At 43.9% G+C, this 24,078-nt stretch carries 18 protein-coding genes; 14 read left to right on the top strand and 4 right to left on the bottom strand.

Translation table 11 applies throughout. The features are described 5' to 3' along the window. Nucleotides 1–193 precede the first annotated feature (193 nt). The 5 genes from U0035_RS18470 to U0035_RS18450 all read left to right on the top strand — a co-directional run bounded on the left by U0035_RS18470 (nucleotide 194) and on the right by U0035_RS18450 (nucleotide 9,707). Nucleotides 194–3,409, top strand: a complete 3,216-nt coding sequence (locus tag U0035_RS18470; RefSeq protein ID WP_114791560.1) for a SusC/RagA family TonB-linked outer membrane protein — start codon at nucleotides 194–196, stop codon at nucleotides 3,407–3,409. A 34-nt stretch (nucleotides 3,410–3,443) separates the two neighbouring features. Continuing rightward, on the top strand, nucleotides 3,444–5,327 hold the full coding sequence (locus tag U0035_RS18465; RefSeq protein WP_114791561.1) for a RagB/SusD family nutrient uptake outer membrane protein: 1,884 nt from the start codon (nucleotides 3,444–3,446) through the stop codon (nucleotides 5,325–5,327). A 213-nt stretch (nucleotides 5,328–5,540) separates the two neighbouring features. Continuing rightward, entirely contained in the window at nucleotides 5,541–7,343 is a 1,803-nt protein-coding gene (locus U0035_RS18460) for a DNA polymerase III subunit gamma/tau (protein WP_114791562.1), read from the top strand. A 204-nt stretch (nucleotides 7,344–7,547) separates the two neighbouring features. Next, nucleotides 7,548–9,209: a pyruvate dehydrogenase complex dihydrolipoamide acetyltransferase gene (locus tag U0035_RS18455; protein ID WP_114791563.1), complete on the top strand. Its 1,662-nt coding sequence runs from the start codon at nucleotides 7,548–7,550 to the stop codon at nucleotides 9,207–9,209. Between the two features lie 132 nt (nucleotides 9,210–9,341). Then, a complete protein-coding gene (locus U0035_RS18450; RefSeq protein WP_114791564.1) occupies nucleotides 9,342–9,707 on the top strand; it encodes a CoA-binding protein in 366 nt (121 codons plus the stop codon). A 128-nt stretch (nucleotides 9,708–9,835) separates the two neighbouring features. Here U0035_RS18450 and U0035_RS18445 read toward each other — a convergent pair whose 3' ends face one another. The 4 genes from U0035_RS18445 to U0035_RS18430 all read right to left on the bottom strand — a co-directional run bounded on the left by U0035_RS18445 (nucleotide 9,836) and on the right by U0035_RS18430 (nucleotide 13,678). After that, a complete protein-coding gene (locus tag U0035_RS18445; RefSeq protein WP_114791565.1) occupies nucleotides 9,836–10,969 on the bottom strand; it encodes an NAD(P)/FAD-dependent oxidoreductase in 1,134 nt (377 codons plus the stop codon). Continuing rightward, nucleotides 10,966–11,649: a methyltransferase domain-containing protein gene (locus U0035_RS18440; RefSeq protein ID WP_114791566.1), complete on the bottom strand. Its 684-nt coding sequence runs from the start codon at nucleotides 11,647–11,649 to the stop codon at nucleotides 10,966–10,968. The genes U0035_RS18445 and U0035_RS18440 overlap by 4 nt, the downstream gene beginning before the upstream one ends. Next, nucleotides 11,642–12,736, bottom strand: a complete 1,095-nt coding sequence (locus U0035_RS18435; protein WP_114791567.1) for a type III polyketide synthase — start codon at nucleotides 12,734–12,736, stop codon at nucleotides 11,642–11,644. Before U0035_RS18435 ends, U0035_RS18440 begins: the two co-directional genes overlap by 8 nt. A 78-nt stretch (nucleotides 12,737–12,814) precedes the next feature. Then, nucleotides 12,815–13,678 (bottom strand): UbiA family prenyltransferase, encoded by an 864-nt coding sequence (locus U0035_RS18430; RefSeq protein ID WP_162817916.1) that lies wholly within the window; start codon nucleotides 13,676–13,678, stop codon nucleotides 12,815–12,817. A gap of 80 nt (nucleotides 13,679–13,758) precedes the next feature. Between U0035_RS18430 and U0035_RS18425 the strand changes: the two genes are divergently transcribed. The 9 genes from U0035_RS18425 to U0035_RS18385 all read left to right on the top strand — a co-directional run bounded on the left by U0035_RS18425 (nucleotide 13,759) and on the right by U0035_RS18385 (nucleotide 24,059). Beyond that, a complete protein-coding gene (locus tag U0035_RS18425; protein ID WP_114791569.1) occupies nucleotides 13,759–14,298 on the top strand; it encodes a YceI family protein in 540 nt (179 codons plus the stop codon). Between the two features lie 172 nt (nucleotides 14,299–14,470). Further along, nucleotides 14,471–14,656: a Uma2 family endonuclease gene (locus U0035_RS18420; protein ID WP_114791570.1), complete on the top strand. Its 186-nt coding sequence runs from the start codon at nucleotides 14,471–14,473 to the stop codon at nucleotides 14,654–14,656. Between the two features lie 72 nt (nucleotides 14,657–14,728). Continuing rightward, nucleotides 14,729–16,276 (top strand): YifB family Mg chelatase-like AAA ATPase, encoded by a 1,548-nt coding sequence (locus tag U0035_RS18415; RefSeq protein ID WP_114791571.1) that lies wholly within the window; start codon nucleotides 14,729–14,731, stop codon nucleotides 16,274–16,276. Further along, complete coding sequence (locus U0035_RS18410) at nucleotides 16,191–17,237, top strand: hypothetical protein (RefSeq protein WP_114791572.1); 1,047 nt, start codon at nucleotides 16,191–16,193, stop codon at nucleotides 17,235–17,237. The genes U0035_RS18415 and U0035_RS18410 overlap by 86 nt, the downstream gene beginning before the upstream one ends. Nucleotide 17,238: 1 nt before the next feature. Beyond that, on the top strand, nucleotides 17,239–17,985 hold the full coding sequence (locus U0035_RS18405) for an AAA family ATPase (RefSeq protein WP_114791573.1): 747 nt from the start codon (nucleotides 17,239–17,241) through the stop codon (nucleotides 17,983–17,985). A gap of 260 nt (nucleotides 17,986–18,245) precedes the next feature. Next, nucleotides 18,246–20,054 (top strand): ABC transporter ATP-binding protein, encoded by a 1,809-nt coding sequence (locus U0035_RS18400; protein ID WP_114791574.1) that lies wholly within the window; start codon nucleotides 18,246–18,248, stop codon nucleotides 20,052–20,054. A gap of 232 nt (nucleotides 20,055–20,286) precedes the next feature. Continuing rightward, nucleotides 20,287–21,477, top strand: a complete 1,191-nt coding sequence (locus U0035_RS18395) for a TlpA family protein disulfide reductase (protein ID WP_162817918.1) — start codon at nucleotides 20,287–20,289, stop codon at nucleotides 21,475–21,477. Between the two features lie 101 nt (nucleotides 21,478–21,578). Continuing rightward, nucleotides 21,579–23,168, top strand: a complete 1,590-nt coding sequence (lnt, locus tag U0035_RS18390) for an apolipoprotein N-acyltransferase (protein WP_114791576.1) — start codon at nucleotides 21,579–21,581, stop codon at nucleotides 23,166–23,168. A 96-nt stretch (nucleotides 23,169–23,264) separates the two neighbouring features. After that, on the top strand, nucleotides 23,265–24,059 hold the full coding sequence (locus U0035_RS18385; RefSeq protein ID WP_114791577.1) for an alpha/beta fold hydrolase: 795 nt from the start codon (nucleotides 23,265–23,267) through the stop codon (nucleotides 24,057–24,059). The last annotated feature ends 19 nt before the right edge of the window (nucleotides 24,060–24,078 follow it).

Genomic DNA, 24,078 nt, shown 5'->3' with positions numbered 1-24,078 from the left:
AAAATAAATTCACACTTGTCTAAACAAACCCCGTACCAAAACATGCCTGCCGGTATTAATAAACTCCGCCAACAATATTCACTTTTTTTTAAGAAAACAATTCTTTAAAATATCCAGTTCGGATAAATGTTTGCTGCCGTTGCTCCAATTACATGAGTATCTAAACCATTTTTAAACGAAAACAGCTTGTTTCATGAAACGAAAAACTTGCATTATGCGGGGCAACTCCTTATGCCCCAGGGGTTCTATTATTTTAATCCTTCTTATCTTATGTTCTTTTAGTTCAAACGCTCAAACAGTTAAAGGCTGGGTAACATCCAAGGGTCAGCCCGTTATAGGCGCTTCAGTTAAAATAAAAGGAGCGGCAACAACTGCAGCAACAGATAGTAGCGGTGGTTTTTCCATTGAAGCTACTGCAGAAAGCGTGCTGGAAATTTCGCATGTGAGCTATCTTAAAAAAGAAGTACCTGTTAATGGTCAAACCAACATCACCATTGACTTGGAACCCTTGGCGGCCAACCTGGACGAAGTAGTAGTTGTAGGTTACGGCACGCAAAAAAAAGTAACCCTTACGGGTGCTGTAGCTGATGTAAAAGGTTCAGAATTAGCCAAAACGCCCACACTTAATCTTACCAACTCCCTCGCCGGAAGATTGCCTGGTATTACAGCCTTAAACGGCAGCGGGGAACCGGGGTATGACGGGTCCACCATAAGGATCAGGGGCACCAATTCGATAGGTAATTCATCTGCACTCGTTGTAATTGACGGAGTACCCGACCGGGAAGGCGGTATGGAACGCCTGAATCCCAATGACATTGAAAGCATGTCGGTTCTTAAAGATGCTTCTGCAGCTATCTATGGATCGAGGGCTGCCAATGGTGTTATATTGATTACAACCAAAAGAGGAAAAAGTGGTAAGCCTAACCTGTCTTATACATTTAACCAGGGTTGGGCGCAGCCTACTGTGATTCCCAAATTAACCGATGCCGTTGAGTACGGAATACTTAGAAATGAGCTGGCTGTATATGAAAACAGCCTGCCGCCCGATCAATGGAAAGCGGCATACGATGCGCTGATCAATACCGGCACCTACACCAGGCCGGATAATAACGCAGTCATCAACTCTCCTACAGGCTTTTTTCCGGAAGACATGCAAAAGTACCGTGACGGTTCAGATCCCTGGGGACATCCGAACACCAACTGGTTTGATGCAACATTTAAGAAATGGTCGCCCCAATCGCGCCACTATGTTCAACTTTCGGGTGGATCTGAAAATGTAAAATACCTGGGCTCTCTTGGTTATCAGAACCAGGATGCCTATTATAAAAATTCGGCAACAGGATATAAACAATATGACCTTAGATTAAATCTTGACGCGAAGATCAATAAATACATGAACCTTCAGCTGGGTATCGTAGGCCGGGAAGAGTACCGGTTTTTCCCTACTGAAACAGCAGGAGACATCTTCCGTATGCTGATGCGGGGCAAACCCAATGAGCCGGCCGTCTGGCCGAATGGATTACCCGGAAGAGATATTGAGTATGGTCAGAACCCCGTAGTGATTGCCACCAATCAAACCGGTTATGACCGCGATAAGCGCGACTATATTCAGTCTACAGGCAAGCTGGAAATTCTGATCCCCGGTGTTAAAGGATTGAAGCTGACCGGTACTGCTGCAGTAGATAAATATTTCAAAAATCAAAAACGCTTTGAAACACCCTGGTATCTATACTCCTGGGATAAATCATCTTATGAATCAGATGGCGTTACACCCCAACTCACCAAAGAATTGCGTTCGCCTTTTACAGACCCAAGGTTGAACCAGTGGACAGAAAACACGCTGAACATCAACCTCTCGGGGTTGTTAAATTATGATCGTACATTTGGCGATCACACCCTGAATTTTCTTGCCGGTGTACAACGCGAAACAGAAGACTACGAAGGATTCAACGCTTTTAGAAGATATTTTCTTTCCAACTCCATCGACGTCATGTCTGCAGGGGGTGACCTGGAAAAAAATAATGGCGGAGGTTCTTACAGAAGAGCCCGTTTAAGCTATTTTGGACGTGTTGGTTATAATTATCAGCAGAAGTATCTTTTTGAGTTTCTATGGCGTTATGACGGCTCCTATATCTTTCCACCTAACAAACGCTTCGGCTTTTTCCCCGGGGTAACTGCCGGCTGGCGTATCTCGGAAGAAAAATTCTTCAAAGAACATGTGCCATTTATCGACAATTTGAAGATACGCGGCTCCTGGGGCCAGATGGGCGCCGAACCTTATTTTGGCGGTAACCTGGCTGAATATCAATTCATATCTTCTTATCCGTTTATCAATTATGTGCTGAACGATGCAGTAGTTCAGGCGCTTTACGAAACAAGGGTAGCCAACCAAAACTTTACATGGGAAATTGGCAACAACACTAATATTGGCTTAGATGCCGCATTTTTAAATAACCGCTTAGCCATAGAACTGGATTATTTTTATAACTTAAGGGAGCGGGCTCTTATAGCTGAAACGGGACTGGTGCCGCAAAGCAGCGGTATTGCCAATATGCTTCCTCCTACCAATAAAGGAAAAATGTCTAACCGGGGCGGTGAATTTAAAGTATCGTGGAGCGATAATATTGGGGACATCAGTTATAACCTGAGCATTAATGGAGGCTATGCCAAAAACAAAGTGCTCTACTCCAGCGAGCCGGCCGGCGTACCTGAGTGGCAGCGCACTACGGGTAAGCCCTATGGAACCAGTGGTTATACTATAGTTGCTTACCTGTATGATGGCGTCTTCGAAAATCAGGCGGCTGTTGAAGCCAACACGATCGACTATTCGGCACTTACCAATAATCTCAGGCCTGGCGACATGAGACTGAAAGATTATAATGGCGATAATAAAATAACTGCAGACGATATGGTTGCCCTGGATAAAACACGCGACCCGTTATTTACAGGGGGCTTTAACGGAGGCCTGCGATATCGTAACCTTGATTTTAGTTTTATGTTTCAGGGCGCCGCGGGTGGTATGCTGTTCTTTGGCACAGAGTCTGGCGACATAGGCAATTACCTGCAATACTCTTTTGACCACAGGTGGACCGTTGATAATCAAAGCAGTGTTGATCCGCGCATTGCCAGCCGGGGAAACACCTATTACACCGGTGGAGGCGCTGCAAGAAACACTTATTTCCTCCGCAGCAGCAACTACCTGCGACTTAAGAACCTGGAGCTGGGTTACTCAGTTAATATGCCCGAACGCATAAGAGATGTGATAAGCAACATAAGGATATTTGCCAACGGGCAAAATATTGCCACCTGGGATAAAATGAAATTATGGGATCCGGAAGCCACCAGTACCAATGGCCAATACTACCCCCAATCCAGGATTTTTAACATAGGCGCAACCGTAACTTTTTAAGGTCCATTTGCTCACCAACAATAAACTTTTACGAATGAAACGATATATAATTCAATGCTGTTCGGCAGCGATACTGATATTAACAGGAATTACCAGCTGTCAAAAGGACTTTCTTGACATTAATCCAACCGACCAGGTACCGGCTGAAACCACCTGGCAAGACGGGGCGCTGGCCGAAGCCTTTGTAACCGGCATATATAACCAATACCTGGGTGTGGGCGGGTTTACCGAAGAAATGCTGGCCAGCTTTAGCGATGAAGCTGTTTTTACCCATACCGGCCGTAATATCAATACCGTAAATGAGGGAAGCGCCAGTCCCAGTGCCGTAGGGTCTGTACCGGTAAGTTACCAGTGGCAAAACCTGTACAATGGGATCAGGGCTACTAATATTACCCTTGAAAAATTAGCTGATCCAAAAATTGATACAGCGCTCGCCAACCGGTTGAAGGGGGAAGCACATTTTTTAAGAGCCTTTTTTTACCAGCAATTACTAAGATATTACGGGGGTGTACCGCTGATAACCCAAACTTACGGACTTGATGAAGACTACAGCGCTGCTCGAAATACTTACGAGGAGTGTGTGAATTATATAGTGGCTGACTGCGACTCTGCTGTTTGGCTTATTAATGACAAGGAAATGGCCAAAGGCCTTACCAGTGGCCTGGCGGCTGCTGCACTGAAATCACGTGTGCTTTTGTATGCAGCCAGCGACCTCCATTATCTGCCTTTGGCTACAACCAAAATTCCCGAGCTGGCTAACCATCCTAAACCAGAGCTATTTGGTTATGCAGGAGGTAATCGTACAGAAAGATGGCAAAAAGCCAGACAGGCAGCACAGGAGGCTATGAGCCAGGGCACTGGTTACAAACTCGACCTTGCCGCTAAAGTGCCGGCCGAACAAGGCAAACTAAATTATATGTCTATAGCTATGGCCGGGTATAGTAAAGCGCTAGGATTGGATGCCAATGCTGCTTCCGAAATCATTTGGGGGCGTTATTATAATCTGAACGTAAATACCGGGGCAGGTGTAAGCATTGGTTTATACAACGGACCAAATGGATATCATAACTGGGCGGGCAATACGCCGATAGGTGTTTTTGTAGATGATTTTGAAATGGAGGATGGCACTTCATTTAGCTGGAGTAACGCAGCACACAAGGCTGCACCTTACAAAAACCGTGATCCCCGCTTTTATGCTACGATTCTTTATGACGGTGCAGATTGGAAGCCAAGGAACCTGGTGTCGGGCAACGTGGACCCGGCTAACCAGATACAGACCGGTAAATATGACCTGATGCAGGGGGGGAATAAAATAACTTTTAACGGGCTGGATACAAGAAGCAGTTCAATAGAAGACTGGAACGGTAGTCGTACAGGGTATTATGTAAGAAAATTTACAGACCCCGACCCTAAAATTGCGGAAGCCAATACCAAACAATTAATTCCATGGCCCTTTATCAGGTATACTGAAGTTGTTTTTAATTTTATAGAAGCCAGCCTGGAGCTTGGAGATGAAGCTGCTGCCCGAACCTGGCTGAACCGGATCCGGTTTCGTTCAGGTATGCCGGCCATTCCGGCAAGCGAAACGGGACAGGCACTCAAAGACCGGTATCGCCATGAAAAGCGAATAGAAATGAGCTTTGAGGAACAACGGTATCATGATGCACGTCGTTGGCTGATCGCTCCCGAAACACTTGGCAGAAAGGTGACCTTCATTAATATAACAGGCACTTTTAAAACAGGCAAACAGCAATCCAGCCCTTATAAGCACGATGAGGATGTGTATACCTATACCTACACACCTGTAACGGATGAGGCCCATGAAAACCGGAAATGGGTGAACAAGATGTACTTTGCGCCTATTGCACGCGACGAGATGAATAAAAATACAGCACTGGTACAAAACCCTGGATACTAGCCTAATCCGGGTTTTGATAACATAACACTTATTTAAAAGGTTCGCCTGACAACTATTGGGTTGGGCGAACCTTTTTAAAAATACGCCGCCTTATTCCCCGCTTCAACTGTGCATAGCAAGCACGCGGCAGGCTCTTGATCCATTTTTTCCACAACAGTCTCCTCGCCCAACAAATCAGGCTGCAATACGTTACTTTTGTCACGAGGAGTAATCATGGATAAATTTATAGTTTCAGCACGCAAGTACAGGCCCCAGAATTTTGATACCGTTGTAGGTCAGGGGCATATCACCACCACATTAAAGAATGCGATCAAGCAAAACCAGCTGGCGCATGCTTTCCTGTTTTGTGGTCCCAGGGGAGTAGGTAAAACTACCTGTGCCCGTATCCTGGCCAAAACCATCAACTGCGAAAATGCGACTCCCGATGGGGAAGCCTGTAATGAGTGCACTTCCTGCGTATCGTTTAATCATGGCAGCTCACTGAATATTCATGAACTGGATGCGGCCAGCAACAACTCGGTAGATGATATCCGTACATTGGTAGACCAGGTACGTTTTGCGCCCCAGGCCGGCAAATATAAAGTGTATATCATAGATGAGGTACACATGCTAAGTTCGGCGGCCTTTAATGCATTCCTTAAAACACTGGAAGAACCACCCTCCTATGCCATTTTCATATTGGCTACCACCGAAAAACATAAAATTCTTCCCACTATATTAAGCCGCTGTCAAATATTCGATTTCAAACGCATCACCACTAATGACACGGTAGAACATTTGGAAAGCATTTGTGGCAAGGAGCAGGTAAAAGCTGATAAAGCGTCTTTACAGCTCATAGCCCAGAAAAGCGAAGGCTGTATGCGCGATGCGTTGAGTATAATGGATAAAATAGTGAGCTTCAGCAACGGCGAAGTAAGCTATAACAGCACGCTGGAGCACCTGAACATACTGGACGAGGACTATTATTTCCGGTTAATGGACTATATGCAGCAGCAGGACCTGGCCAGCGCCATGCTTTTATTTGATGATATTAACCGCAAAGGTTTTGAGGGTGACCTGGTATTGAACGGGATGGCGGCTTTTATTCGCAACCTGCTGGTAAGCAAGGACGAAAAAGTAGTGGCGCTACTGGATACTGTGGAGAGTTTCAGAGAAAGATATCTTACTACTGCTCAACAAATTCCTACAGCGCTGTTAATTAGTGCTTTGAATATTTTAAACGAGTCGGAGATCAATTATCGTTCGGCCCGTAATAAGAGATTGCATGTGGAGCTCACCTTAATTAAGCTCTGCTACCTGCAACAGGCCATGCAGCTCTCACTGGATGAAAATTCGGTGTCAAAAAAAAAACTGATTGAGTCAAAAGGAGCGTTAGCATTCAAACAAATTCAGCCGGTATTATTAAGGGAAAGACCCGCTAAATCGCAGCAGGTAGTCCCTCCCGCGGCTAAACTAACCATTGCCGATGAACCGGTTATGATACCGCAGCAACCGGCGATGAAAACAGTCACAATCGATCAGCAACCCCGAGCTAATCATGGCTCAACGCCTACTCCAACAGCCGGGAAAAAATTGAGCAGCCTGGAGAAGCTCCGGCAGCAATTCAAGGAAATAGCCCCTGAAAAAGAAGATCAGCCGCTGCAGGAAGCTACTCTGATAGAGGCCTGGCAGAAATTCACACAACTGTTAAGAGATAACCGCAACCCGGCAGCCCAGAGCTTTTCATTGGCTACTGTTGAGATCCTGGATGCTAATTCTTTTAATGTGTACACTTCCAATCCACTGGAAAACCGGTTTGTAGAGATCACTAAAAACGAAGCGGCTGAATTTTTAAAGACAGAATTGCAGAATACTCAACTGCAGCTCTTCAACCTCATTGATGCCAACCGGCAGCCGGTACAACAGGAAGTAATAGAGCGGCCCCTATCTGTAGTAGAACAATACCAGAAAATGATCGCGAAATATCCTCTGGTACAACAATTAAAGGAGAAACTGAAACTGGAACTGGGGCGTTAAGGTTCGCAGCCCGGAGCATTCCAAATATTCTTGATATCGAAGGCATAAAATGCCAACAGAAAACACAGCATTACGGTAATTTTTTGCCGTCATACTGTGTTTTTTTACTATTATATTAATAAATGATGGAATCTGCGGCTGCAGACATTTCACTATTGCCCATTCACTATAATTCACTAATTTCGGGCGAAATATTTTATATACATGGCTGATAAAATTTTAATGCCCCGTTTGAGTGATACAATGACTGAAGGGGTGATTGCTGCCTGGCATAAAAAAGTAGGCGATAGTGTAAAAAAAGGCGATTTGCTGGCTGAAATTGAGACCGATAAAGCCACAATGGAGTTAGAAAGCTATAAAGATGGAACTATTTTGTACCTGGGTGCAGATACAGGTGGCAAGCTGCAGGTGGATGATCTGATGGTAATTGTGGGTGATGCAGGTGAAGATATATCAGGACTAGTGAACGGGAAATTGGGTGGAAGCGCTGAAGTTAAAGAAGAGAAAAAAGAAGAACCTGCTAAAGAAGCAGCTAAAACTGAAGAAAAAGCAGCCACTGCTCCTTCTGGTTCAACGATAGATGTATCCAAACTCGAAGAGGTAGTATTAATGCCTCGCCTGAGCGATACCATGACAGAAGGCGTTATTGCCAGCTGGGCCAAAAATATTGGCGATGATGTAAAAAAAGGTGATTTGCTGGCCGAAATAGAGACTGATAAAGCCACTATGGAGCTGGAAAGCTATAAAAACGGTAAATTATTATACCAGGGAGCAAAAGCCGGCGATAAAATACAGGTGAATGACCTGCTTTGCATTATTGGTGAAGAAGGAAAAGTTAATGTAGATGAGATCGTTGCTGCTGTAAAAGGTGGCGGCGCAGCTCCAACTCCTACAGCTGAAGCAAAAGAAGAAACTGCTCCTGAAACAAAAGAGGCTGCTCCTGCGTCATCATCAGCACCTGCAGTAACGACCGGCGAAAATGGCCGTATCAAAGCTTCCCCGTTGGCTAAAAAACTGGCTGCCGAAAAAGGCATCGACCTGGGTAGCGTACAGGGTTCCGGAGACGGCGGAAGAATTACTAAATCAGATATCGATAATTATAAGCCATCAGCTTCAAAACCGGCTACAAGTGGCAATGAGACAACGACTGCCCCGGCCGCAACCGGCTCTGCAGTTACAGGACAGGTTTCTTTTGAAGATGTTCCTGTTTCTCAAATGAGAAAAACAATCGCAAGACGCCTTTCTGAAGTGAAATTCTCGGCCCCGGAAATCTACCTGACCATGGAAATTAACATGGACAAAGCAGTTGCCAGCCGTGCACAGATCAACGAAGTGTCTCCTAATAAAATATCGTTTAACGACCTGGTAATTAAGGCAGCAGCGCTTGCTTTGAAACAGCACCCGGATATCAACAGCAGCTGGCAGGGTGATACCATCCGCGTTAATCACCATGTAGACATCGGTGTGGCGGTTGCAGTTGACCAGGGACTGCTGGTTCCTGTAGTTCGCTTTGCAGATACAAAATCTTTGTCGCAGATTGCCGGCGAGGTTAAAGATCTTGCAGGACGTGCCAAGTCAAAGAAGCTGGCGCCTGCAGAGTGGGAAGGAAACACCTTTACCATTTCCAACCTGGGTATGTTTGGCATTGAGGAATTCACGGCAATCATCAACCCACCTGCTTCCTGCATTCTTGCTGTAGGTGCTATCAACCAGGTGCCTGTGGTTAGGGACGGACAGATCACTGTTGGAAATATCATGAAAGTAACCCTTACCTGCGATCACCGCGTAGCCGATGGTGCAGTGGGAGCCGCTTTCCTGCAAACACTAAAAAGCTTCCTGGAAGAACCACTGCGTATGCTGGTTTAACAGGACCTGAAACTTTATATAAGCCACAGTGTTACTACATTGTGGCTTTTTTGTTTTAGATAAGTAACGCCTAATGGCATTAATATTGTAACAACAACCACAAGAACAGTATTCAACCATTAATATCACTATATGGCAAATAAAAAAACATTGGTTCTGGGAGCATCGGAAAACACTTCACGCTATGGCAATATAGCCTTAAGAAGATTAAGAGCCAATGGTCATGAGGTGGTGGCCATTGGTCGCCGTGAAGGACAGGTAGGCGATGTCGTTATCCATAAATCAAAACCTGACGAAGAAGGTATTGACACGGTTACCATGTATATGAATGAACAGAATCAAAAAGAATACGAGGATTATATATTGTCACTTAAACCTAAAAGAATCATCTTTAATCCGGGAGCGGAAAACTATACACTGGCACATAAGGCAGAACAACAGGGCGTGCAAACCATAGAGGCCTGTACACTGGTAATGTTGAGTACAGGGCAATATTAGTGATGAGTAACGAATAATGAGTGATCCGGAAAATAGTGAATAGTATTGTTATAGGCTTCGCGCACAGTTAAATGCAATACTGCTGATGCTAACTGTAAAATAAACCCCATGCCCCATGCCCCATGCCTCTAAAAAGGCTGTCCATGGGTGGCCTTGATAATACGATTGGTTAGTCCCGGCAAATATTTAAGAGCACTGATAAATAAATGGGTCTGCCACTCTTTGCCAAAATTAGCCTGGACCATGCGGCCAATTTGCAGCCGGCCCGAAAATTGAAGGTCCCATGCTTTTGCGTATCGCCCCAACATACCCTCCAGGGAAATTCGTTGTTGCAGGAAGTCGTCTGCCAGGTTGGTAAAAATTTTCCCGCTATGCATGGCCATGCTCATACCATTCCCACATAAAGGTGTGATCATACCGCATGCATCGCCTGCAAGCGGCACCTGATCATATATCAGCTCCTTCCGGTTAAAAGACACCTGTGAAATGGTAACCGGTGCCGTAAAAATAAACTTACTTTGCTCAAATATTTTCCGCAGATAAGAATTACGAAACAAAACACGCTCCTCCATTTCTCTGATACCTCCCGCTGCCTGTAAATTAGATGCAGTAGTAAGATAACAAAGACAATATAGATCTGCTTCTACTTTAGATACACCACAATATCCACCCTTGAAATTATGAAGTGCAATAGTGTCATTGGGAAGATCCGTTTTTATATGATACTTGACGCCAATATAATTATTGAGCGAATCAGGCTTCTGAGCAACAAATTTGCGCTGCCACTTCACATCTATATTGCTTCTCTTTCCAAAACTTCCCAGGGCCAGTTTCACTTTAACGGAGTTACTGCCCGCAAGTATTTCAAAGCTGCCATTCCTGTAGAACAACTGCTCGACCTTAGCGCCTTCAAATACAGCTACTCCTTGTCTTTTTGCCTCCTCGTATAATAAATAGTCCAGCCAATACCGGCTGATGCCAAAACCACCCAGGTCTAGTTTCGCTTTTAACACAGAACCACCATGGGAACTCAGCTCCAGCTTGTTGATCTCCGGTAATTGTAAGGCCGGCAAATCAATTCCACATCGCTGCAAATAATCCCAGCTTTCCTTACTGATATATTCTCCGCAAACCCGGTGAAAAGGATATTTATTCTTCTCCCACAACGAAACGGTGTACCCCTTTTTTCGTAGCTGGATAGCAGCTGTCAACCCGGCTAAACCACCTCCTACAATTCCTATATCGTAGTCATAGACGTTCATTTTTTATACAGGATTAAATGCCTGAAAGCCCATTGCCAATTAATATCTGCTTCTATCCCGGTCTTTTGTAATAACTGTTGCCACTCCTTTTTTTTAAAAGCTCTCCTAACGGATAATGGCGCATCATTTTTAACCAGGTAGGAACGTGAAAAAGTTTTTGTCAGTCCTTTGATACTCCACCAGGCCAGGGGATGGCGATGAAGATCATTAATAAAGAAACCCACCTTACAATGTTGTTGCATCCATTGCAGCATCAATACCAGCTCACCATTGGTAAAGTGGTGACAGAATAACGAGCTGAATATTATATCGGGGGCTACAGCGCTGGTTTTGTAATCGCTGCAAATAAATTCAATCCCAAGAGGACCATATCGATCTTTGGCAAATTCAACACAATGTGCATTAATGTCAACACCGGTAAGCTTTGCTTTAACCCCTGCTCTTGAACACCACTGATGAATCACAAATAAATTGTCGCCACCGCCACAACCTATTTCACAAATGCTGATTTCCCTTCGGGTGCCCAATATTTTTCTAAACCCTCTTTTAGTAATAGCATGCCCACCCAACAAGGTATTAATGATGTTGAGCTCCCGCATATTTTGCCTGATATCTTCAAAAGGAATCGATGGGTCGTCCAGCAATTCCTTTTCACTACTTCTTGTAGAAAAATCAGGCATGGGCTAAATGAAATGTTTCTAATGTAAGGCCCGGTCCAAAGGCCATTCCTACAATATTTTTAACGGAGCCGTCCTGCTCAGCCTTTCTTAAGATCTTTTCCAATACAAACAATACGGTAGGGCTGCTCATATTTCCGTATTCCCTTAGCACGGCATAACTTTCCTGCAACTGTTCCCGGGTAACTGAAGATCCACGCTCCACTGCCTCCAGTATTTTTTTACCGCCCGGGTGCACGCACCAGCTATCTACCCTTTCAGATGGGATACCATAATATTGCAGCGCATTCTCCATAATGCCTTTACACTTTTTTTCGAGTATCTCAGGCACTTTGCTGGTAAGCGTCATTAAGAAGCCGTCCGCAGAAATCTTCCAGGCCATATCATCCATACCCTCAAAGTTGATCTCACTGTAAAAGTTTTTCAACTCCCAGCCGGGTCTTTTACCGGCTGAATTCTCTATCAATACGGCGGCAGCACCATCACCAAATATAATTGTGCTGGTAATATTGTCGATGGATTTATCTTTTTGAAAATGCAAGGTGCACAACTCCACGCAAACCACCAGCACTTTGGCATCCGATTCCTTTTCTGCAATATAATGGGCATGCTTCAAACCATGAATAGCTGCATAGCAGCCCATAAAATTCACAGATGTTCTGTAAATGTCAGTTCTTAGCTTCAGCCCCTTCACAATAGAAAGATCCAGTCCGGGAGCCTGCATCCCCGTACAACTAACAGTAATGAGATGCGTAATACCTGAAGGCTCCATCCCCTCCGGCAGGCATTTCCTGATTACATCAATAGAAAGATCAAGCGCCGCTTTATCATATATTTTTAAGCGCTCTTCAAGCCCGCTTGTATTCACGCCGTTCTCTTCGAAATGCAGGATTTCGCTACGGCCATTCCCCAGGTTGAAATCCGGAACCGCGGCATAACGTGTTTCTATTCCACTAGATTTATACATAAACCGCAACACGCGTTCTTCTTCCGCTGTGTCAGCATGTATAGCACGCACCACATTATATATCTGCATCTGGCTTTGCCCGTATGTGGGTACTGCTGTTGCAATAGAAGTAATTTTACTCATGTTTAATTCCTAAATAATAAGTGATGAGTAGGTAGTTCTACCTTACCTTAGCCATACACACCTCAATCACTTCTGTAGTTATCCTGCCTTGTTAATAATTAAAATACTGATGAAAGCAATGCTGCTGCAAACCGAAGCCACATAATTCATCTTCATCAGGTTTTTGAAATTCGCATTACCGGGGCTTTCTTTCACTTTTAAGCACCAGCTGGTAAAATAAAAGCCAACGGGTAGCATCCCAACTCCGTAGGCCAGCAATGCGCCCCACTGGCCTGTCCTAATAAAATAAAGAGTTAGCAATAATAATGCTACAAAAAGTACCAACCCGCAAAAGATAAAAGTGCCTCTTACTCCCAGCTTATAGCTCAATGTGATCACTCCATCCTCCAGGTCCTGCTGATGCTGATATACCTGGGTTAAAGGATAAGTACCTCCAATCAGGAGAGATGTAACCATAGCCGGCAACCAACCTTCTTTCCATAAGCATGCATCACTCACACTGTTGCTTACAATAAAGTACACCAAAGCTCCCTGGCAAATAATCACCGTAAGATAACCTGTCACAGGGTATTGTTTTAACCGCACACCACGGTAGCTATACAATCTTGACGCAATGATATACACACCAACTCCTGTTAAAACAGCCCATCCCAGCAAACATGAGAGCAGCAACGCAATAATATCCATCACCATGCTTACGTAAAACAACTCCTTATGAACCGGCAGCGGCTTTTCGATCCCCCCGATACTACCGGTATCCTTATCCATATACGAATTATAACCATTACTGGATGGATATACCAATAAATGAAGTATAATAAAGATCAGGCAGGCGTTAACCCAATTAATTACCGGGGCCTGGCTCAAAGCAAACCAAAAAACCGGCATCAGGAACAGCGAAAACCCAAACCTCAAATGTTGTATGGTAGACTTATGAAGCAAGTTTTAAATCAATGTTTAGCCATTGTTCGAATTTGTATAATTTTACTCAAAATATCCATTTTTACTTAAATTAAATTTTTATGTATAAAAAGACCTTTTTGATCTTATTGGCGGCATCCTTATATATGAGTGGCTTTGCTCAAAATCTTACCCCCTCTGATGCTGATAGCAAGATTTCTTTTGTAATAAAAAATATGGGGGTGAATGTGGACGGCTCTTTAACAGGTCTTAAAGGGAAGATGAGCTTTAATCCTAAAAAAATTGCTGCCAGCCATTTTGATGTCACCGTTGATGTCAACACCATCAATACCGATAATAAACGCAGAGATGAGCATCTAAAAAAAGATGACTTTTTCGATGTAGAAAAATATCCCACTATTGGTATTAAAACAACCGGTATACAAGCCAAAGGCAACAATGTATATTTTGCGAAAGCTGTGCTGACCATGCATGGTGTATCTAAAAATATCCAGTTTGATTTTACTGCAACGCCGGTAAAGGGCGGTTATCAGTTTAAAGCTGAGTTTAGTGTGGACCGGAAAGAATATGGCGTTGGTGGCAATAGCATGACCATGGGCGACAATGTAAAAGTAAGCCTGGATGTTGTAGGAAAGAAATAGATTAAACATATCGCTACGCTCAGGTTCTCCATGGCTCATCTTTAATCGCAGAGAAATGAGGACATAAAGGATACGCTGAGGTATAATAGCCCAGCTCTGGCAAAGTTCACAATCCAAACGACTCTGCGTTATCTCCGCGTCTCTCGCCCTCCGCGGTTAATACGCTAAAGAGCTGCAGAACAAATACGAGGTTTATGAGGAAAGCAGTGTAAAAGAATATTGGATCATACACCCTGATGAAAAAACCTTCATGAAATATACACTGGGCGATACGGGGCATTATCAACCATCCCGGCTACCGACCTTTGGCGATATTGGTCACTACTCCTGTATTGCCGGGTTTCACCATGGCACTTGACGATGTTTTCAATTTAGATTAGGCCCGGCCTGACCCGATAATTATTATTGTATTAATCAGTATCTTCAATCTATGTTAGTGAAGATCAACGGCAGCGCTGTATACGGCGTTGAAGCTATACCTATTACCATCGAAGTTAACTGGATGACCAGCGGAAAAGATTCCTCCCTGGTTGGACTACCCGATAGTGCTGTAAAAGAAAGTATGCAAAGGGTTGAAAGCACTATTAAAACCAATGGGTATGATATGCCCCGAACCAAACTGGTCATCAACCTGGCACCTGCCGACATTAAAAAAAGTGGCACTGCTTTCGATCTCCCTATCGCGATAGGTATTTTGTCAGCTTCAGAACAAATAGGAAATATTGAAGCCTTATCGCAATACGTGATTATGGGGGAGCTGAGCCTTGACGGTGAGATCAGGCCTATTAAAGGCGCATTGCCCATTGCCATACAGGCCCGCAAACAGGAGTTCAAAGGTCTCATTGTGCCTAAAGTTAATGCACGTGAAGCCGCGATGGTAAATAGCCTTCAAGTATATGGTGTTACCCATATAAAAGAGGTTATTGATTTTTTTGATAATGGAGAAACCGGGCTGAATGCCCTCGAAGTGAATACGCGAGAGGAGTTCTTTCATTCCCAGTATGATTTTGATTTGGACTTTGCTGATGTTAAAGGACAGGAAAATATCAAACGGGCACTGGAGATTGCAGCGGCAGGCGGGCACAATGCGATCCTGATCGGGCCACCCGGTGCGGGAAAAACCATGTTGGCGAAACGTTTGCCTACCATTCTTCCTCCACTCACCTTGCAGGAGGCACTGGAAACAACAAAGATTCATTCCGTAGCAGGCAAACTACCTGAAAACGCCACATTGATATCTAAACGGCCCTTTCGTTCGCCACACCATACTATTTCGGATGTAGCATTAGTGGGTGGTGGCGGCAATCCCCAACCGGGTGAAATATCGTTAGCACACAACGGTGTTTTATTCCTCGACGAGCTGCCGGAATTTAAAAGAACGGTACTGGAAGTTATGCGCCAGCCCATGGAAGAACGCAGGGTAACTATTTCACGGGCCAAGCTAACACTCGACTTCCCCGCGAGCTTTATGCTTATAGCCTCAATGAACCCCTGTCCCTGTGGCTTTTATAATCACCCCGAAAGAACCTGTACCTGCCCGCCGGGGGCTGTTCAGAAATACCTTAATAAAATTTCAGGACCTCTTTTAGATCGTATAGACCTGCATGTAGAAGTAACTCCCGTACCCTTTAGCGAGTTATCCCTGCTTAAAAAAGAGCAGAATTCTGAAACGATACGGGATAAAGTGATTAAAGCAAGAGAAGTGCAGGGAGAACGATACAAAAATCACCCGGGTATTTATGCCAATGCGCAAATAACCAGTAAAATGCTGACGGAGATCTGCGTAATTGATAATGTGGGGCAACTTTTGCTAAAAGCAGCCATGGAAAAACTAAATCTTTCCGCACGCGCTTATGACCGCATTTTAAAAGTGTCACGTACTATCGCCGATCTTGAAGGCTCAGAAAAAATTAAACCAGAATACCTGGCTGAAGCAATCCAATACCGAAGCCTGGATCGTGAAGGATGGGCCGGGTAATTTATTTTCAACAACCACAACAATTAATATCATTATGCTCCGCTTTATTGCTGTATTCATATGCTTTACCTCTTTTAATTTTAACCTGCAGGCGCAACCTGTATTAAAAAACAACAATGGCAAAGACCACTATACCATTCCGTTTCGCATGACTGCCTATAACAATATTATTCTTAAGGCAGCCCTCAATGGCCGTGATACGGTCAGCCTGATGTTACATACCGCAGCCAGCGACATTACGCTCACCGAAGAAGCAACCAGGAAATTAGCCACAATACAATTTACGGGGTCGGTTAATGATGTACAAAGCTGGGGCGGCGGCGGCAATGGTTCGCGTTATAGCAAAGACAATACTTTAAACATCGCGGGCTTACAGTGGGATAAAGTAGAAATATGGGACGACCAAAACTCGGGGCAGGAATCGGATGGCAAGATTGGTTTAAATTTTTTCAACGGCCAGGTACTTGATTTTGATTTTGAAAAGCAGCAACTCACTGTTGGCCCCAGCCTTCCACATCGGTTGAGGCAATATGAAAAGCTGCAACTGATCGCAAAAGGAAACAACCTTTTTATAAAAGGTGATCTGAAAATCGCCAGTGAGTCATTGACAGCCGAGTTGCTTTTACATTCAGGTTATGGGGGTGATATTTTACTCAACGATGCCTTTGTACAAAACCATAAGATCGATCAGAAAATAAAGATCACCAGCGAGAAAAAATTAAAAGATGCTTATGGCAATGTATTAACTACTCAAAAGGGGGTATTGCCGGCTTTAAAACTGGGCAAGATACAGTTAAGTAATACCAATGTCGGCTTTTTTACCGGCACTGTAGGCCGGCAGAAAATGAGCATCGTTGGAGGTGACATTTTGAAAAGATTTCATCTTATTATCGATGCAAAAAGACAGCACGTTTATTTAAAGCCCAACCGCTATTTCAAATCCGGCTATTCTAATATATAAAATGATCGAAAAGCAATACATCAGCTATTTCGAGATTGTAAGGGAGAAAATAACCGACCCAAATACCTACCCTTTTAACATACCGGCTTTAAAAAATATTCCCAAAGTAGAGCTGCATCCTAATGTAACGTTCATCATCGGGGAAAACGGTACCGGGAAATCAACCCTGCTTGAAGCTTTAGCGGTACAGTATGGCTTTAACGCTGAAGGAGGCTCTAAGAACTTCTCCTTTTCAACTCAGCGAACGGACTCTCCCCTTTCCCAGTGCATCCGGTTAGGTAAGGGCATTATAGCCCCTAAAGACGGGTTCTTTTTAAGAGCTGAGTCTTTTTATAATGCAGCGTCCTATCTGGATGTACTGCAAAAAGAGGATCCGCAAAAAAAGGCCCTGAAAGCCTATGGTAATAAGTCGTTACATGAGCAGTCGCATGGAGAGTCTTTTTTCGCGCTTTTCACCAACCGGTTCAGCGGACACGGCGTATACATACTAGACGAACCTGAAGCCGCTCTCTCAGCGCAGCGTCAGCTGGCTTTCCTGGTACGCCTTCATGAACTCGTAAATATGAAAAGTCAATTTATAATTGCTACACACTCCCCTCTCCTTTTATCTTACCCCCATGCAAAAATTATTGAGTTATCCGGCTCGGGTTATAAAATCACCAGGTTTTCAGATACGGAACCATTTATCGTTCATAAAGTGTTTCTTAATGATCCGGCGAAAATGTTGAAGGAATTGGGCATTGACTGACACAAATAAATTGAGGACCAACTATTTACTCATCTCTCCCAGTAAAAAACTTATAATACTTTAGGTATATATAAAGCAGGAAGAGCGCCGTTGGGGGCAGCTGTTTTAATAATGATGTGTGGAGCCCCGATTTTTTAGGCCGATAACTTCTTTATAAATATTTTTGAAAGGCATACCCTGCCACGGCATATTGTTAAACAAAGTCAAAAAATATTTGTTCCTTACACCATGGCCGTTGACCAAACGGAACTGATTTTATTATGCGTATACTACTCCACTATCTGAAACCCTATAAATGGCTGGTTGCTTTTGCATTGTTTTTAGCGGCGGTGAACCAGATCTTTTCATTATTTGCCCCTATGATCAGCGGGAATCTGCTAGATATGTTTGCCAATCATCCACACCATTATGATAAGGCAAAAACATTGCCCCGTACAGAAAGCAGTTATCTGTGGGGCGGCGATGGCTACCATGGGGTATTCTTTTATTTATTTTTATTGATTGGAACCGCGATGGTTAGTCGCATTGCCAAAGCCTTCCAGGATTATTTCGTGAATGTGGTGATTCAGAAATTTGGCGCCACCATTTTTACCGATGGCCTGAAGCATTCCATGCGACTCCCCTACCAGGATTTTGAAGATCAGCGAAGCGGTGAGACTTTATCTATATTAACCAAGGTTCGTACAGACACCGAAAAGTTTATCAGCAGCTTTGTGAATGTATTCTTTGTGATCATTGTGAGCATTGTATTTGTATCCATCTATGCCTTTCGCCTACACTGGACCATTATGCCGGTTTACGCCCTGGGCATATTTTTCATTGCCCTGGTAACCAGTCTGCTGAGTAAAAAAATAAAATACATCCAAAAAAACATCGTAAAAGAGACCACTGCCCTTGCCGGAACCACTACCGAAAGCCTGCGTAATATTGAAATTGTAAAAAGTTTGGGATTAACCGGGCAGGAAGTAAACCGTCTTAATAATAATACCTTTAAAATTCTTAAGCTGGAATTAAAAAAAGTAAGAAGCGTACGGTCCCTAAGTTTCATACAAGGTACGTTGGTGAACTTTTTGCAGCAGGTGATTGCATTTACCCTGCTCTGGCTGATTTTTAAAGACTCTATTACACCTGGAGAGTATTTATCCCTTAGCTTTTATGGATTTTTCCTGTTTGGTCCTATGCAGGAAATAGGCAATGTGATACTTTCTTATCGTGAAGCAGAGGCTTCTTTACAGAACTTCCATAACCTGATGTTGAAAAAAAGCGAGCCCAAGCCTTTACATCCGCGGCAGCTGGGCATTCTGGAAGAGCTGGAGTTCAAAAACGTTTCGTTCCAGCATCAAACTGCCCAATTCAAGGCGCTTGAAAATATTTCTTTCGATGTAAAAAAAGGAGAAACCATTGCATTTGTGGGACCCAGCGGGTCTGGTAAAAGCACTTTGGTTAAACTGCTGGTAGGCCTGTATCGTCCTAAAGACGGCGCTATTTATTATGATGGCATTAATGGCGATGATCTTGATTTTGACGAACTAAGAAGGCAGATCGGTTTTGTAACGCAGGACACGCAACTTTTTGCAGGAACCATACGCGAGAACCTGTTGTTTGTAAACCCGGAAGCTACTGAAGAGCAGCTACAGATCGCCTTACGAAAAGCCAGCTGCACGGCTTTGCTGGAACGTGCAGGCAACGGCGTAGATACCATTATTGGCGAAAGCGGCCTAAAGCTTAGCGGCGGCGAAAAGCAGCGTATTGCTATTGCCCGGGCTTTGCTAAGAGATCCTCACCTGCTTATTTTTGACGAAGCCACATCAGCATTGGATTCTATTACCGAAGAACAAATTACCCAAACTATAAGAGAAGTATCGTCCAAAGGCAGCCAGATCACCGTGCTGATCGCCCACCGGCTTAGCACCATCATGCATGCAGATCGCATTTATGTGCTCGAACGGGGCGAAGTAGCTGAAACCGGAAGTCATGAAGAGCTGATAGAAAGAAAGGGATTATATTATGCCATGTGGAGACAGCAGATTGGAGAAAGAAGAACAGTTGCTAAACCCGCATCAGTATAATTACAACACCATACAGCCATTTATTTACGCCTACAAAACCGTCGCTGGAAGTACCTGAAAAATATTGAAATTAATAAGGATATAATGATCAAAAATTGATTTACGAAATATTAGTATAAGTATGAGTTCGTCATAATTTTAAGTTTTCTTTATCAGGCTGTCTGATAGTTCATGTATTCTTTGGTTATACCTTAGTGAAAAACTATATTCAACCGTAAATTTTTCCATGCTTATGACACTATCGGCAATCACCACAGCTACCCTGTCTCTTTTTTTGAATATCGCAAATGCCCAGGATTCCATCATTATCAATGGCAACATACCAGGCGTTGAAGAAGGTACGCGTATTTTCTTTATGAAAAAAGAAGGGAATGTAGGCACTACGGTAGCAAAGGATAGCGTAGTAAACGGCCGGTTCCGCATCAGTTACCTCCCGGGTACAAAAGAAACGGAACAATATTCAATAATGGCCGATGGCAAGGGCTTTCCGTCTATGAGCCTGAAACTATGGGCAAGTGCCGGGAGCTCCATTGCGGTTGAAGGTAATAATAAGCTGATCTATACCTGGAGCGTAAAAAGCAATGTTCCTGAACAAAAAGAATGGCTTTATTTTGTGAACTCCAATAAGCAACATTGGGATGCATACCAGCAATTGTCGGTTCAACGCTCAGAGTTGATAAATGATTACCGTAAAAGTGATGCTACAAAGGCAGAAAAAACAAGCCTGAAAGCTAAAATAGATTCCGTAGACAATCTTTCTGATAAGATCGAATATACTATACGGAAAAACAACCTGGACCTTTTGGAAAAAGATAAAATGACGCCCACACGCATGGAAGTACTAAGTGGTATAGCCAGTGCTATCAAATGGAACAAAGCTGAAACTTTTCGTCCTGCTGTTACAAAGATCTACAGCCAGCTAAGTTCTGATTTCAAAAACAGTGTGGAGGGGCAGGAAATTGCGTTAGTACTATATCCGCCTGCCATTGTAAAACCGGGTGAACCGATGTTCGACACCCTGCTGAAAGATTTAGACGGCAACAGCTATCACCTCGCAGACTTCAAGGGTAAATACATTTTGCTGGATTTTTGGAGCTTCGGCTGTGGCCCTTGTCATGCCTCGGTTCCGGAAATGAAAGAGCTCCATGAAAAACTTAAAGACAGCCTCACTATTGTAGGCTTAAGCAGCGATAATAAGAAAATGTGGCGGCAAGCTACAGATCTCTTTAAGATGACCTGGAAAAATTTGAGTGACGGGAATGAAAACAGGGGTATTTATGCACGATACGGCGTAGAAGGTATTCCTAACTACGTGCTGATTGCCCCGGATGGTATTGTAAAGGCAAGCTGGACCGGTTACGGAACCGGAAGTTTAAAAAGCAAAGTCAAAGAGCTCACCGGTTTATCGGCCTCTATTCAATAAACCTCTTCGGGGTATTCATTGATTCCAAACCAGCCGTTTTCTGATGAAGATTAACTGATTATTAAAGCCGGTTTCATGCGCAATTGTCTTAGTTTTACGCCATGCAATTACCGGCAAAAAACTTACTGACTTCTGTATTGGGCGCTATACTGCTTTGGGCGGCATGGCCTACCTCACCGCTGACCCTGTTGATTTTTGTAGCCTGGCTTCCCATGCTTTTTTTATCAGAACGCAGCTTAAGCTGGAGACAGTATTTCGGGTACACGTATATCCACATGGTACTGTGGAACGTACTCACCACCTGGTGGGTGGCTAAGGCCAGCGTTGTGGGCGGAGTAAGCGCTTTCTTTGCCAATAGCCTTATTATGTGCCTGCCCTGGCTGCTGTATCGTTTTACGACAAAATATGTAAAAGGATTTACAGGCAGCTTATCCATAGTTGCGTATTGGCTGGCTTTTGAATACCTGCATCACAATTGGGACCTGAGCTGGCCCTGGCTTACATTAGGCAATGCTTTTGCTACACATCCGGGATGGGTACAGTGGTATGAATATACCGGCACTTCAGGAGGAAGCTTGTGGGTACTGTTAAGCAATATTCTCATTTTTCATGTGTTGAAACTATATAGCCTGGAAGGTAGAACGCCTCGTTATTTCAGGAACATAGCGGCATGGCTGCTTTTGCTTTTCGCTCCTATTCTTTTTTCTTTTCTAATAAAAAATAACCTGACGCTACTGCATAATAAATACAATGTTGTGGTAGTGCAGCCGAATGTGGATCCCTATGAAAAGTTTGGTACGGGATCAGAGCAGGAACAATTGCAAAAGCTGATCCATTTATCCAGGAAAGAGATAGATGCTAATACAGCATTGGTAGTATGGCCCGAAACAGCCATACCTAAGCAAACAAACGAAGACCAGCTGAGAGATGATTTTTTCTTGTCACCGCTTTGGACTTTCCTTAGAGAAAATCCAAACATTAACTTACTTACCGGCCTGGAAGGATACAGGGAATTCTCTGCTAAGGTGAGCCGTTTTGCAAAGTCTTTCAGAGGCGGCGGTGGTTATTACGAAATGTATAATACGGCATTGATGCTGGATAGCAGCAAAGCTCAGATCTATCATAAATCAAGACTGGTGCCCGGCGTGGAAGTCTTACCCGGCTTTTTAGCCTTTATGGCCCCTGCCTTCGAGAAATTCGGAGGTACCGGCGGAGGCTATGCTAAAGACACGAATACCCATGTATTTACTACCAGCAATAATAGCTACCAGGTTACGCCTGCTATTTGCTATGAAAGCATTTATGGCGATTACCTGGCTGCATTTAACCGTAAGGGGGCGAACCTGGTTTGCATTATTACCAACGATGGCTGGTGGGGTGATACACAGGGTTATAAACAGCATATGAACTATGCCCGGCTGCGTGCTATAGAAAGCCGCAAATGGGTAGCCCGCAGCGCCAATACAGGCATCAGCTGCTTTATTGATCCATTTGGCAACATTATACAGCAACTGGGCTGGAATGTAGATGGCGTGTTAAAGCAAACAGTACCGGCTTATATCACCGACACTTTTTACACCAGGCACGGAGACATTTTATCGAAGATCATGAGCGGCCTCGCTGCGGCATTATTGTTGCTCACAATAATTCGAAAAATAAAGAGCAGAAAGCTTCCCAACACTTCAGGATAGCGATGACCTGTTCGATATCAGGTTCGAGGCTTTTAAAAGAAACGCATGGAGTGCCAGCTTGATAAATTAATCTGCTAACACTATAAATATAAAAATATGCATAGAAAATCAATAACCGTTGAAGGCAAACTGATCAGTTATCTGGCTGGCGGTGAAGGCAATGCGGTTGTGCTGTTGCATGGGTTTGGCGTAGACAGCTCTGCCTGGGTAGAGCAAATCAATTACCTGCAGAAAAGCTACCGGGTTATTGCTCCTGATCTTCCGGGCATCGGTGTATCGGAATTCACCGGCAATGTAAGCATGGAGGGAGTAGCCACAATTGTAAAGGAAATACTGGAGGCGGAAGAAATAGAACAGGCCGCAATAATAGGGCACAGCCTGGGAGGGTATATCGCTTTGGCATTTGCAGAAAAATATCCTGAGCTGCTATCGGGGTTAGGCTTGTTTCATTCCACCGCCATTGCAGATAACGATGAGAAGAAGGCTACCAGGCAAAAAGGTATCGAATTTACAGACAAACATGGCGCAGCGCCTTTTCTTGAAACCACGGCACCCAAAATGTTTGCAGCCAGTACTAAAACCGATAACAAAGAACGCTACGAACACTTCATGAGCCACCTGCCCGAAATGAGTAAAGAAGCAATAATTAGCTATTACGAAGCGATGATGCAAAGACCGGATCGTGTAGAGATACTCAGGAAAGTAAAAGTGCCTGTTCTCTTTGTTTATGGCAAACAGGATGAGATCATACCACTGGATAAAACAATTGAGCAAGCCTCCATTCCGTCCATTTCATCTGTCAATATTTTAAAAAAATCAGGTCATTTAGGAATGATAGAAGAACCCCAAGAGGCGAATAAAGCAATTGAAGATTTTTTATCCGATATTTAACGCCTCATTAATGAGCGAA

The sequence above is a fragment of the Niabella yanshanensis genome, from assembly GCF_034424215.1.
GTDB classification, from domain to species: domain Bacteria; phylum Bacteroidota; class Bacteroidia; order Chitinophagales; family Chitinophagaceae; genus Niabella; species Niabella yanshanensis.
Note: the sequence above shows the minus strand (reverse complement) of the source record. Positions and strands in the feature narration are given on the sequence as shown.